The following is a 594-nucleotide window of genomic DNA, read 5'->3' on the forward strand; positions in this document are numbered from 1 at the left end:
GCGGCGCGATTAAGAAATCCGGTACCTTGGTCATGGGTTTTCTGGTAGTTAACTTGTCTTTCAGCGGCTTTGCGGCGGTCAATTTCTTGAGTGAGTGAAAAGCTGAGTTGGGCGAGGTCAGTGGTTCGGTTTTCTACGCGATTTTTAAGTTCGCTGTTAAGTCTCAACAGTTTGTATTGCTGGTAGACAACAGCAAGTTGAGCTTCTATCGAGTCCTTGAACGTGTTGAGCAATTGCCGGTAAGTTTCGCTGTACTCATTGGCTTTGGAGTCCAACATACAAATGGTTCCAAACGTTTCGCCATTTGGCCAAAACAACGGCAAACCACAATAGGAGAGCATACCAAGTTTGATGTCCGGGTTATTCGACCATTTTTCATCTGCAAGGGCATCGGGAACAACCAGTTGGCTTTTGGTTTCAATGACATGTTCACAGTACAAACCATGTCCAAGATCTTCTTTGTCACCAGCTTTATATGGATTACCTTGAGTGTCGCTTGAGGTGTTTACTTCGATGTGGTTTTGATGCACTCGCATGATAAGCGTGGTTGGCACGTCTGCAATCTGTGCGAGGAGATTAACGATATCCTGCCAG

At 45.6% G+C, this 594-nt stretch carries 1 protein-coding gene; it reads right to left on the reverse strand.

The features are described from left to right. On the reverse strand, positions 1 to 594 hold a 594-nt coding region (locus R8O11_RS29520), incomplete at both ends, for a GAF domain-containing protein (protein WP_318195163.1).

Source organism: Vibrio sp. 1288 (genome assembly GCF_033344475.1).